The organism is Urinicoccus timonensis (assembly GCF_900232945.1).
Lineage (GTDB): Bacteria > Bacillota > Clostridia > Tissierellales > Peptoniphilaceae > Urinicoccus > Urinicoccus timonensis.
Window position 1 is genome coordinate 114,197 of the sequence record NZ_OCTU01000001.1, and the last position, 11,989, is coordinate 126,185.

Consider the following 11,989-nt stretch of genomic DNA (forward strand, 5'->3'; position numbering starts at 1 on the left):
AAATGGGATTGTTTTATGTGCTTGCTGGGTTTNTGATGTGTACCCATAAAACTGGACACAATATTTAATTAATTCGTTGTAGTGGATGCTAACCTATACTTTGTAGGTGGCATCCATTTTGTTTTTGATTGAATTCTTTCGTTATTGTAATAATCTATATACTCCTCTATTGCTCTCGAAAATTCGTCAAAAGAGCGATAGCTCTTTTCATAACCATAATACATTTCATTTTTTAGCCTTCCAAAGAATGTCTCCATAATGGAGTTATCATAGCAATTCCCTTTTCTTGACATGGATTGCTTTATCCCATGTTTTTTAAGCTCATTGACATAATATTTATGTTGGTATTGCCAACCTTGATCTGAATGTAGTATTAAGTTCTTTAGTTTTGGAAATTTTCTAAATGCTCTTCTTAACATAGTAGATATTTGTTTTAAATTAGGACTTAAGGATAAGTCGTAGGAGATAATCTCATTGGTATACATATCAAGTATTGGAGAGATGTAGCATTTACCCCAAGAAAATTTAAATTCAGAGACATCCGTGGTCCATTTTTGTAAAGGTCTATCTGCTTTGAAGTCTCTATTGATTAGATTATCTGCTACTTTACCTATTTTCCCCTGATAGGAGTGGTATTTTTCTTTAGAGCCCTTTCCAAAAAGTTTTCGTTCGTGCATAATCCTTTGTACTTTTTTATGGTTTATGACATAGCCTTGATTTATTAACTCCATATAGACTCTTCGCACTCCATATCTTCCTTTGTGTAGGTGAAAGATTTGGGCTATTTTATCTGCAATCGGACGATTCTTAACTTTTATTTTATCCACTTTATTTAGTTCAAAGTAGTATGTTGACCTCGGCAAATCAATGGCTCTTAAAAGATCCTTTAGTCTGTATCCTTTTTCTTTGAGTTCTTTGACAATCGCTGCTTTTTCGCCTTGAGTTGCGCAGCGTAACGTTCTTCTCTCAAGGCGATCTCTTTTTTTATTATTTCATTCTCAGCCTTCATATATTCATTTTCTGCTCTAAGTCTTATGAGTTCTTCTCTTTCGGATTCATTCAGTTCTTTTGGTTTATGGATATTTTTCTTTTTCATGGTTGTATTTTTAGATTTACGGCCTTTCTTTTTATTCACAAGACCATTATATCCATCCTTTTTATACTTGTTAAGCCATGAATAAAGTTGTCCTTCATTTATTCCATTTTCGATTGCAGTTGCCTTTATTGAATTTCCAGCCAGCACTTTCGACACCATTTCTAATTTTTCATCTGGTGTCCAGTGGATATTATTTCCATGGTTTAAAATTTCTGGGCCATGAAGTTCTTCTAATCTAAACCATTTTCTAATGGAAGCATGAAGGTTTTCTTCTTTGGTCCCATCAGGTGTATCAGGCCATTTCCCTTGCCTATACAACTGTATGCACTCTTTTTTGAATTCATAGCTATATTTCACAAAAATACCCTCCTTACTGGTTTGTCCAGTAAAGAGGGTACATATCAAAAAGACCGGCAGGTTTTTTTATGAAAATAATCTGGAAAGATAGGGGAATATTTTGGGAAAATCCAGGGGTAAAGTCCAGACTCAAGCTACAAAAAATGGCCAAAATCTGTTATCATTAGAATATAGGAAGTGAGGTAGAATATGAACCACATAATGACTGTTTTTAATCAGAAAGGCGGCGTTGGCAAGACAACTACGGTTGTAAATTTAAGTGCGGCTTTAGCCTTACTGGGGAAGAAGGTTCTTGTGATAGACATCGACCCACAAGCCAATACCACAAGTGGTTTAGGTTTGGATAAGATACCGGAAAAGTCTATCTACGGAGTCATCAAGGGAAGCAAAAAGCCTCAAGAGGTGATCCAACATACAAAAATAGAAAACCTGGATATTGTAAGTTCTCATGGGGATGTGGCAGGCCTGGAAATGGACCTGGCTATTGAGGGAAACTGGCAGTACCGTTTGAAAGATGCCCTAGAACAATGTCCGGGCTACGACTATATCTTAATAGATTCTCCCCCTTCTCTGGGGATTCTTTCCCTAATGGGCCTGATTGCCTCCAAGGAAATTCTACTTCCAATCCAATGCGAATACTATGCCCTGGAAGGGGTTGGGCAACTCTTTAACACCATCCAGTTGGTTAAGGAGAACTACAACAAGGACCTAGACCTAAATGGGGTTGTCATGACCATGTATGATGGAAGGACCAATCTTTCCACCCAGGTGGTAGAGAATGTAAAGGATTATTTTTCCACCATGGTCTACCAAACCACCATTCCCAGGAATATTAAATTGGCTGAAGCCCCCTCTTATGGGCAAGATATCTTTACCTATGCTCCCAAGAGTGCAGGGGCCAAGGCCTATGAAAGTCTAGCTCGAGAAATGGTGAAAGGAGAAGCTAAGAAATGAGTATGGGACGGGGTCTGGATAGTTTTTTCAAAGATGCAAAAGAAGTAAAAACCATCCTAGAGACCAAGGATCAAGAAACAAACCTAGTTAGCCTCAAAGAAATCTTTCCCAATAAAAACCAACCCAGAAAGGTCTTTGACCAGGAAGAGCTAGAGGGACTGGCAGCATCCATTAAGGAGCATGGAGTCCTCCAGCCTCTGATTTTGAGAAAGACCCAGGATGGCTACCAAATCATCGCCGGGGAAAGACGCTACCGGGCGGCTAAATTGGCAGGCTTGGACAAGGTCCCGGTCCTAATTAAGGACATCAGCGACCAACAGGCAGATGCCATCAGCTTAATTGAAAACCTTCAAAGAGAGGACTTAAACCCCATAGAAGAAGCCCAAGCCCTAAAGGCCATGATGGGAACCCACAAGTTGACCCAGCAAGACCTGGCTGACCTCATTGGAAAGAGCCGGTCCTCCATAGCCAACCTCTTGCGACTTTTAAACTTAGAAGAAGAAGTTCAGGACTACCTGGCCCAGGGAGACCTGACCTTTAGCCATGGCAAGCTTCTTTTAAAGATCAAGGACCCTAAAAAACAAGTGGCCAAGGCTCGAGACATCATCAAAAAGGGCCAAACCATCCTGGAAACAGAGGAAAATCTGGAAGGGAAAAAGCCCAAGAGCCAGGAGAAAAAAGATATTTTCATCCGGGACGTGGAAGAACAATTGACCCGATGTCTAGGTACCAAGGTTCGCTTAAAGACCCAGGGCCGGGTTAAAAAGATCCAAATTGACTACTACAACAATGATGACCTGGAAAGAATTATGGAGCAAATGATGGGAGAGGGTCATGAGGGACTATAAGTTTTTTATTCTTGATGCCTTTGCCCGCAAGGCTTTTCAAGGAAACCCCGCCGGTGTGGTGATAGACCAGGGTCGTCTCAGTGACCAAGAAAGACTTGCCCTGGCAGAGGAATTAAAAATGTCCGAGACTGCCTTTATTGAACGGCTGGATATCAACGACTATCGGATCCGCTATTTTACGCCGGTGGAGGAAGTAGATCTCTGTGGACATGCAAGTATTGCCTCTTTCTATATGCTGGCCCAATACGACTATATTGAAGGCCTGGAAAATGGCGTCAAGGAGGTTCTTTTGCGGTCTAAGGCCGGGAACCTGCCCATTTATTTAACTTATAAAAATGGAGCCCTGGAAGAAGTCACCATGACCCAGTCAGACCCCCAAGACTTTGGTCAAGTCAAAGATATAGGGGCCATGGCCAGGGCCCTGGGCTTAAGGCAAGAAGATTTTTATGCCCCGGAAGACCTGCCCATGGAAAAAATATCTACCGGCATCCGGGACCTCATGGTACCTCTAAAGAGCCGGCAAGCCCTGGCAGACATCCAGGCAGATATGGACGCCCTGGTGGACCTGTCCAAAAAATATGACTACTATTCTGTCCATGCCTTTTGCCAAGAAGGGGGCAAAATCTACCAAAGAAACTTCTGCCCTATTTTGGGGATTCCAGAAGAAGCTGCAACAGGGACCTCTACAGGGGCCCTTTTACACTATCTCAACAAGCACCAAGGCCAAAAGAGCTTTCGGGCCATCCAGGGCCTGGAAATGAACCGGCCCTCTGAACTTGTCGCCAGCTACCAAGGAGAGCCAGGAAAAGAAAAAATCACCGTGGGAGGCAGGGCCTGCCTAGTGGTTGAAGGAGTTTTACATGTCTGAATTAAGTAAGTACAAACTAGATGACTTTATTATCAAGACCCAGGATAAGACATCCAATCCTGGAGGAGGAGCCATTTGCGGTCTGGTAGGAGCCTTGGCTGCCTCCCTGACCCTGATGGTAGACAACCTGTCCAAGCAAGAGGCCCTGGAAGACCCCAGCCAGGTCCAAGACCTTTGTCAAAGACTCCAAGTCCTGATGCAAAAAGACGCCCAGGCCTTTGGACGGGTTCTTAGGGCCTATAAGCTTCCCCGAGAAAGCCAGGAGGAAGAAGCCCACTACCAAGAAGAATTGGAAAAAGGCTACCAGGAAGCCATTGAGGTTCCCCTAGACATCTGCCGGACCCTCTTGGACCTATTAAGGATAGGAAAAACCATGAAGGACAAGGCCCACAAGTATGCCCTTTCTGATCTTAAGGTGGCAGCCAGTCTGGCCTATGGGGCCATGGAAGGAGCAGGCTTTATGGTGGAAACCAACCTGCCAGGCTTGGGGCAAGAATCCCAAAAGACCTATAAAAAAAGTCTGGAGGCCATCTTAAAGGAAGGATATGAATTAAAAAAAGAAGTAAACAATGACGAATAAAAATAAAATCGAAAAGATTCTATTTGTCCTCAATGCCCAAGCTGGGACTGGTAGGACTGAAAAAATAAAAAAAGAAATTCAAGAATCATGTAAGTTCTATAACCTACATGATTTTTATATAGAGAAGGAAGATCCTGCTCAAGCTATGGAGGCCATCCAGGCTCAAGCAGACCAGGTGGACTTGGTGGTGTCCGTAGGGGGAGATGGCAGTAATTTTTGGACCCTCAATGCCCTTATGAAGACCCGGCAAAGAAATCTTGGCCTTATTCCTCTAGGGACGGGAAATGACTTTGCCCATGCTCTGGGTTTGAAAAAATCCATTTCTAGCCAGCTGGAAAGTTACAAGAAGGCAGAAAAAAAGGGCATCTATATAGGAAAAATCCAAGACTATTATTTTTTAAATATCGTTTCTTACGGCTTTGATGTCTGTGTTATTGAAAATTATAACCAAATGGCAAAAGGAGCCCATAAAAAATTGGCCTATATTAGGGCCATCTTCAAGACCATCCGGCAAGATTTTTCCAAATTTTCCAAAGACAATAGGGACTGGCCTTTTATTAGTGTTTTGGCCAATGGATCCTACTTTGGTGGAGGATTGCCCGTAGCCTACCAAGCTAGCCCCTTTAAGCCAGACCTAGACTACATTCAAGGCCATGTTTATAAGACCAAGGATATTCTTCGACTCCTGGTCAAGGTCTTTTTAAAAAACCACCTGACAGACCCTGCTGTCCAGCTGGAAGAAAAAAACCGGCAAGAAATTACAACAGAAACAGAAAAAATCTTCAACATCGATGGAGAGCTTTTGCCTCTAAAGGGGAAGATTATTGTGGAAAAACCCCAAGAAAAGATCCAGCTGTATGGGGCTTATAGTATGTAAAGAGATTGTAATGATTTTGTAATAGTAATCCTCTGAAAATATGTTACAATAGTATGCGTTGTTAAAAAGTTACAAAAAAGTAACAAATAAAACAAACTTGTAACATTTAGAAAGAGGAAGTTATTTGAAAAAGCAATTTATCCTAGGAGCCCTAGCTCTTACATGTCTCATCAGTCTAGGAAGTCAAACCATTCACGCAACAAGTCCAAAAGCCGTAGAGCTTTTTATTGACCAAGAAAGTCTTGGACTTGTGGAATCAAAAGAAGCAGCCCACCGAGCCTTAAAGGAGCTGGCTGTTTTTCCAAAATTAGATGCAAAAGTTCAAAAAGAAATTATTCGCTTTAACAATAAAATTGAGGTCAAGGACCTGGAAGAAAAAGCTCCAGCCGTTATGAGCCAGGAAGACCTGGTCCTTCGTTTGAGGAACCTGTCGAAAGATTACCTTGTAAAGAGCCAAGGGACTTGGCAGGAAGAAGCAGAAAAGTATGGTCTAGACCTTCAAGACCTTTTAACTGCCAATAAAAAGAAACTTACAGATCCTGTGCCGGGAAAAATTTACTTACCAGCCTCCCAGTTAAACCTATCTATTGAGGCCAAAGAAGAGGTCCAATATGACCTGGACGTTTCCTACAAGACCCAGAAGATTGAAGACCACACCCTGGCCAAGGGAAAAGAGGTCTTGGTCCAAGCTGGGAAGAAAGGCCTGGAACGGGTTGATGCCAAGGTTGTCCGGGTCAATGGAGAAAAGATTGACCACCTGGTCCAAAAAGTAGAATTGGTCCAAGCACCTGTAGATGAAATCATCCGGATTGGGACCAAGGAAGGGGCTACAGGATCCTTTATCAAACCCACCAATGGTCGCTTAAGTTCTCCCTTTGGCCCCCGTTGGGGCAGTTTTCACCGGGGAATTGACCTGGCCTGTCCTATAGGGACCCAGGTTGTGGCAGCAGACGGCGGAGTTGTGACCCGGGCCAGGACCAATGCGGGAAGCTATGGCAACTACATTGACATTGACCATGGCAACGGCTACACTACCCGCTATGCCCACCTAAGCCAATTAGAGGTTCAAGTAGGACAAAAAGTCAGCCAGGGAGACCCCATAGCCAAAAGTGGAAATACAGGGCGAAGTACAGGACCCCACCTACATTTTGAAGTTTGCAATCAAGGGAATTTAGAAGATCCCTTAAAACATATTCAATAATAGAGAAAACCTACAGGGACTCCCTGTAGGTTTTTTAATAGGAAGAGATTGAATAAATACTTGAAGGTTGCTTGGACAAGGCCTTTAGGGCCCAAAGCCAAGCTTAAAATAAAAAAATCGTGCCTGACATTGGTCTAATGCCAGGCACGATTTATTTTGGTGGACCTGAGAAGAATCGAACTCCCGCTTCAGCCTCCGGAGGGCTGCGCTCTATCCGCTGAGCTACAGGTCCATAATACATATATTATAGCACAAGATGACCAAATTAAAAAATAAAATTCCTTGAAATTTGATTTTTTTGAATTGATGGCCTAAATAGTGTAAAATAGTCCTATTAGCTAAGGAGGAATATATGGAAATCTTTCGCCGTTTAGGCAAGTTTAAATATCGAATTGCCTTGGTCATTTTACTGACTTTTGGCAATGCCTTGGGGGAACTTTTTCTACCCAGACTCATGAGCCTGGTGGTGGATTTTGGTGTAGCCCAGGGAGAAACGGACTATATCTTGAGGATGGGGCTGGTTATGCTCTTGGTGGTTTTGGCCACAGTCCTCTGTCGGGGGGCTGCAGCCTACCATTCATCTAAGGTGGCCATGGCCTATTCAGCCGATGTTCGTTATGATTTGTTTTCAAAAATCAACCGACTGACAGTCAATGAAACAGAATATTTTGGAATTTCTTCCCTAATCACCCGGTCTACAGATGATGTAAACCAAGTAGAACAAATGGTCCTTATGGGCCTAAGGCCTCTGGTTCGGGGGCCCTTGATGTTTGTGGGGGGCCTGATTATGGCCCTGACAACCAACCTCAAACTCTCCTTGGTTTTTCCCATCTCAATTCCCTTTATTTCTGTGGGAATTTACCTGGTCATCCGGTCAGCAGTACCCTATTTTCCCATCCTACAAAAGAGACTGGACCGGCTCAACCAACTTTTCCGCCGGAGACTGACGGGAATCCGGGTAACCCGAGCCTTTTCCAGAGACGACCTGGAGGAAGAAATCTTTAGAGAGGCCAACCAGGACTATTATGAAATGGCCGTAAAAGTCAATAAAATCATCATCAATGTCATCCCAGTCTTGGGGATCTTCCTCAATGTGGCCCTGGTCCTGGTTATGTATTTTGGAGCCCAGCTCATTAGCCTGAACCAACTGGCTGTAGGGGAACTCATGGCCTTTATCCAATACATTACCCAGGTTTTAATGGCCCTGATTATGCTGAGTTTTTTAATTACCATGATTCCCAGAACCTGGGCATCCATTGTAAGGATTAATGAAGTTTTGGACTACCCCACCCATGAAACGGGAGGGAGCCAGGACCTAAAAGAAGACCTGGTCCATATCGAGGCAAAAAACCTGACCTTTGCCTATCCCCAGGCCAAACGACCCGTCCTCCAAAACCTGTCCTTTTCCCTGGACCAGGGAGAAACTTTGGGGGTTATTGGCGGGACAGGGTCCGGTAAGTCCACCCTCTTGCGGCTCTTTTTGCAATTTTATAATCCCACAGGGGGCCAATTGCTTTTAAATGGCAAGGATATTCAAGACCTGAACAGTCAAGACGTCCGAAGTCAGATGTCCTATGTCCCCCAAAAGAACTTTTTCTTTTCTAAGACAGTGGGAGAAAACCTCCTCTATAGCAACCAAAATGCCCTGGAGGAAGACCTAAGAGAGGCCCTGGGCCAGGCCCAAGCCCTGGAATTTTTAGGCCAAGACCCCCTGGACCAAGAAATGAGCCGGGGAGGGACCAACTTTTCTGGAGGGCAAAGGCAACGGCTGTCCATTGCCCGGGCCCTGAACCGCAAGGCCCAGCTCTATCTTTTTGATGATTCCTTTTCAGCCCTGGACTACCTAACAGACCGTAAGGTCCGCCAAGGGCTCTTGGAAAAAACCAAGGATGCCATGGTGATTATTGTGGCCCAAAGAGTGGCTACCATCCGGTCGGCAGATAAGATTTTGGTTCTAGAAGATGGTGAAATGGTGGGCTATGGAAGCCACCAGGACCTTTTAAGAGACAACCCCGTCTATAGGGAAATTGCCCTAAGTCAAGGAGAGGAGGCAGAGGATGAAGGAAAATAAAAAGAAGAAAAAGAACCCTCAAACCGTAAAACGCCTCCTGGCCTACCTGGGAGTCTACAAGGCCAAGCTGGCCCTGGCTATTTTCTTCACCCTGCTTAGTGTCTATGCCCAGGTCCAAAGCCCCAAGTACATGGGGAAAATCACCACCAGACTCTTTCAAGATGTGAAAGAAGGTCTGGCTGTTGATTTTGACTTTATCCTGAAAACCTGTCTTTTCTTGGTAGTCCTCTACTGCCTCCAAGGCCTCTTTGACTTTATTTGTGGCCGGATCCTGGTAGATGTCAGCCAAGACTTGATCTTTAAGCTAAGGAAGGAAATTTCAGAAAAAGTCCGTCACCTGCCCATTTCCTTTTACGACAGCCATTCCACAGGAGACCTCCTATCCCGGATGACCAATGATGTGGAAACTCTAGGGAAAAACCTCCAACAATCCATTAACCGGGCCCTATCTGGGGGACTTTTGATTATTGGTATCCTCTATATGATGGTAAAGACCAGCCCCACCCTAACTGTGGTCTTTATTGTGACCCTGCCACTGAGCTATGTGTCCACCAAGTTTATCGCCAAAAGGTCTCAAGAATTCTTCCGGCAAAAATCCCAAGGCCTAGGAACCATGGTGGGCTTTATTGAAGAAAGCTTTTCGGCAACAGACCTTATCAAGGCCTATGGTTATGAAGAAGAATCGGAAAAAGAATTTATTGCCCACAATGACCAACTCTATAAAGTTTCCTACAAGGCCAGCTTTATGACAGGAATTATGCTGCCGGTGATGACCTTTATCAGTAACCTGGGCTATGTGGCTATTTGTATTGTGGGGGGACTGGAAGTTCTAAAAGCCAGACTCTTTATTGGAGACATCCAAGCCGTTATCCAATATGTAAGGAAAATTGGTCGGCCTATTGAAGAAATTGCAGAAATGGCCAATATCTTCCAGGCCTCCATTGCAGCTGGAGAGCGAATTTTTGACTTTTTAGATGTAGAAGAAGAAGTTGAATGCCAAGAAGAAAGTCTGGAACGACCCATTGAAAGGGTAGACTTTAAGGATGTCTTCTTTTCCTATGACAAGAAGGCCCCAGTTATTCAGAACTTCTCCTTAAATGTTGAAAGAGGCCAATCCATTGCTATTGTCGGTCCTACAGGAGCTGGGAAGACCACCCTGGTCAACCTCCTTATGCGCTTTTATGATGTGGACCAAGGGTCCATCTCCCTAAATGGGGTGGATATCCACCGGGTCCACCGGGACCAACTCCGAGACTTTTTTGGCATGGTCCTCCAGGATACCTGGCTATTTAAGGGGACCATCCGGGAAAATATAGCCTACGGTAAACCCCAAGCTACAGAAGAAGAAATTATCCAGGCAGCCAAACAGGCCTATTGCCATAATTTCATCCAAACCCTGCCCCAGGGCTATGATACAGAGCTCAACGAAGAGGCATCCAATATTTCCCAAGGCCAACAACAGCTTCTCACCATAGCCCGGGCCCTTTTAAGCGATCCGGAAATCCTAATTTTAGACGAGGCCACCTCCTCGGTAGATACCCGGACAGAGCGTTTGATTCAAAAAGCCATGAACCGGCTTTTGGAGGGGCGAACCAACTTTGTCATTGCCCACCGGCTGTCCACCATTGTGGGAGCCGATACCATCCTAGTCTTACAGGATGGAGATATTGTAGAAAAGGGAGACCACCAAAACCTCCTGGCCCAAAATGGGATCTACAAGGACCTCTACACTTCACAATTTGCCCAAGAATAAAAAGATCCTAGAGATTTTTCTCTAGGATTTTTTATTCTCTAAGAACTTAAAAAATTTTTTCTTTGACTCGATGGAGGAATACCTATTTCTTCCCTATATTTAGCAATGGTTCTTCGCTTGATTTCAATGCCTTCTTCATGAAAAAGTTTAGAAATTTTTTCATCAGATAGAGGTTTTGTCTTATCTTCTTGTGAGATAAATTTTTTTAATAAATCCAAAACTTCTATCTTTGACCTAGATCCTTTATTAGAGTCCAATCCTGAGGGGAAAAAATACTTTAGTGAAAAAATACCCTGGGGACATTGAAGATATTTATGGTCTGTAACTCTAGAAACTGTTGATTCAGACAAGGAACAATGGTCAGCAACTTCTTGCATTGTTAGAGGAATTAATGGACCTTGACCAGAAAAAAATTTTTTTTGGAAAAAGACAATAGATTCAACAACTAAACGAATATTTTTTTGCCTTTCAGCAATGGCTTGTTGAAAAAATAGAGCCCGTTGATATTTTTTTCTTAAGTAATCTGCTGTTTCACCCTGGGCGGTTCTTAAAAGAGAAAGATAGCTATCACTAAAATGAAAAGATTTCTCAGCTAAGTTAGAAAATGTCAATTGTAGGCCAGCTTGGTCAACGCTTAAAAAAAATTCTGGATGGATGTAAGAAGTAGCTTGAGATTTTTGACTTTCATAACCATACAAAGGAGATGGATTTAAGGATTTAATTTCATTAATAATTTGATAGAGCTCTTCGTAAGAAATGTCTAGATCTTTTTTAATCAATTCTAATTTGTTTTCTGCTAAATTTTTTAAATGATTTTGGATTATATATTGGGATTGGCTATTTTTTGTTTGTTGACAAAGACATTCTTCAAGACTTGTAGCTGCAAGACCCAAAGGATCAAAAGTTTGAATAATTTTAAGCATTTTTTCTAAGGACGATTCAGGAATTCCATAGTCTTGGGCTAAATCCGCTATAGATTCTCTAAAATACCCTCGATCATCTAAAGAATCAAGGATTAAAAGTCCAATAAGGTAGTCTTCACGGGATAGGGACAAGCCACTGAGCTGGTCTTTTAAATCTCTTTCAATGCCAGGATTTTCTTGATAGAAATCTTCAAAACTAAAATTTTGATCCGATTCTTCTTTAAAATTTGAATATAGGGGTCTAGAGGAAGCCAGGTCTCGGGCGATTTTTTCTAAGGGAATTTCACTAGGTTGGGAAAATTCAACCAAAACGTTTTCTAAAGCCTCCTGATTAATCGCTTCAAGTAAATCTACCTCATTATAAGATAAGAGTTCAATAGCTAAACGCATTTCTTGGGTTATTTGTAATTGCTGAACTTGTTTAAGATTAACATTTAGCTCTAAAGACATGAAATCACCTC

General features: G+C 42.9%; 11 protein-coding genes and 1 tRNA gene. 8 read left to right on the forward strand and 4 right to left on the reverse strand.

Features of this window, described 5'->3' with window-relative positions; all coding sequences use genetic code 11:
• Positions 1–68: 68 nt before the first annotated feature.
• Both CS898_RS00460 and CS898_RS00465 read right to left on the reverse strand, forming a co-directional pair.
• Positions 69–923: an IS3 family transposase gene (locus tag CS898_RS00460; protein ID WP_141558234.1), complete on the reverse strand. Its 855-nt coding sequence runs from the start codon at positions 921–923 to the stop codon at positions 69–71.
• A complete protein-coding gene (locus CS898_RS00465) occupies positions 887–1,453 on the reverse strand; it encodes a helix-turn-helix domain-containing protein (RefSeq protein ID WP_009430694.1) in 567 nt (188 codons plus the stop codon). Before CS898_RS00465 ends, CS898_RS00460 begins: the two co-directional genes overlap by 37 nt.
• Before the next feature lie 189 nt (positions 1,454–1,642).
• Here CS898_RS00465 and CS898_RS00470 point away from each other — a divergent pair, with 189 nt between their 5' ends.
• From CS898_RS00470 to CS898_RS00495, 6 genes are all read left to right on the forward strand, one after another.
• A complete protein-coding gene (locus CS898_RS00470; protein WP_099207723.1) occupies positions 1,643–2,407 on the forward strand; it encodes a ParA family protein in 765 nt (254 codons plus the stop codon).
• Positions 2,404–3,255, forward strand: coding sequence for a ParB/RepB/Spo0J family partition protein (locus tag CS898_RS00475; protein WP_099207724.1), 852 nt, complete (start codon positions 2,404–2,406; stop codon positions 3,253–3,255). Before CS898_RS00470 ends, CS898_RS00475 begins: the two co-directional genes overlap by 4 nt.
• The gene (locus tag CS898_RS00480; protein WP_099207725.1) at positions 3,242–4,123 is read left to right on the forward strand and encodes a PhzF family phenazine biosynthesis protein; all 882 of its coding nucleotides are present in this window, start codon (positions 3,242–3,244) and stop codon (positions 4,121–4,123) included. Before CS898_RS00475 ends, CS898_RS00480 begins: the two co-directional genes overlap by 14 nt.
• Entirely contained in the window at positions 4,116–4,703 is a 588-nt protein-coding gene (locus CS898_RS00485; RefSeq protein ID WP_099207726.1) for a cyclodeaminase/cyclohydrolase family protein, read from the forward strand. The genes CS898_RS00480 and CS898_RS00485 overlap by 8 nt, the downstream gene beginning before the upstream one ends.
• Complete coding sequence (locus CS898_RS00490; RefSeq protein ID WP_099207727.1) at positions 4,693–5,580, forward strand: diacylglycerol/lipid kinase family protein; 888 nt, start codon at positions 4,693–4,695, stop codon at positions 5,578–5,580. Before CS898_RS00485 ends, CS898_RS00490 begins: the two co-directional genes overlap by 11 nt.
• A gap of 124 nt (positions 5,581–5,704) precedes the next feature.
• Positions 5,705–6,781 (forward strand): M23 family metallopeptidase, encoded by a 1,077-nt coding sequence (locus tag CS898_RS00495; RefSeq protein WP_099207728.1) that lies wholly within the window; start codon positions 5,705–5,707, stop codon positions 6,779–6,781.
• 157 nt (positions 6,782–6,938) lie between these two features.
• Here CS898_RS00495 and CS898_RS00500 read toward each other — a convergent pair.
• Positions 6,939–7,013 (reverse strand) — tRNA-Arg (locus CS898_RS00500).
• Positions 7,014–7,133: 120 nt separating this feature from the next.
• Here CS898_RS00500 and CS898_RS00505 point away from each other — a divergent pair.
• Together CS898_RS00505 and CS898_RS00510 are read left to right on the forward strand one after the other, a co-directional pair.
• On the forward strand, positions 7,134–8,852 hold the full coding sequence (locus tag CS898_RS00505; RefSeq protein WP_099207729.1) for an ABC transporter ATP-binding protein: 1,719 nt from the start codon (positions 7,134–7,136) through the stop codon (positions 8,850–8,852).
• Complete coding sequence (locus CS898_RS00510) at positions 8,839–10,605, forward strand: ABC transporter ATP-binding protein (RefSeq protein ID WP_099207730.1); 1,767 nt, start codon at positions 8,839–8,841, stop codon at positions 10,603–10,605. Before CS898_RS00505 ends, CS898_RS00510 begins: the two co-directional genes overlap by 14 nt.
• Before the next feature lie 38 nt (positions 10,606–10,643).
• Here the strand turns inward: CS898_RS00510 and rpoN are convergent, their stop codons facing one another.
• Positions 10,644–11,978, reverse strand: coding sequence for an RNA polymerase factor sigma-54 (rpoN, locus tag CS898_RS00515; RefSeq protein WP_099207731.1), 1,335 nt, complete (start codon positions 11,976–11,978; stop codon positions 10,644–10,646).
• Between the last annotated feature and the right edge of the window lie 11 nt (positions 11,979–11,989).

Bases quoted from the DNA above. Each gene is read 5' to 3' on its own strand.
- CS898_RS00480 (WP_099207725.1), top strand. From the start codon at position 3,242: ATGAGGGACTATAAGTTTTTTATTCTTGATGCCTTTGCCCGCAAGGCT.
- rpoN (WP_099207731.1), bottom strand. From the start codon at position 11,978: ATGTCTTTAGAGCTAAATGTTAATCTTAAACAAGTTCAGCAATTACAA.
- CS898_RS00470 (WP_099207723.1), top strand. From the start codon at position 1,643: ATGAACCACATAATGACTGTTTTTAATCAGAAAGGCGGCGTTGGCAAG.
- CS898_RS00505 (WP_099207729.1), top strand. From the start codon at position 7,134: ATGGAAATCTTTCGCCGTTTAGGCAAGTTTAAATATCGAATTGCCTTG.
- CS898_RS00510 (WP_099207730.1), top strand. From the start codon at position 8,839: ATGAAGGAAAATAAAAAGAAGAAAAAGAACCCTCAAACCGTAAAACGC.
- CS898_RS00490 (WP_099207727.1), top strand. From the start codon at position 4,693: ATGACGAATAAAAATAAAATCGAAAAGATTCTATTTGTCCTCAATGCC.
- CS898_RS00475 (WP_099207724.1), top strand. From the start codon at position 2,404: ATGAGTATGGGACGGGGTCTGGATAGTTTTTTCAAAGATGCAAAAGAA.
- CS898_RS00485 (WP_099207726.1), top strand. From the start codon at position 4,116: ATGTCTGAATTAAGTAAGTACAAACTAGATGACTTTATTATCAAGACC.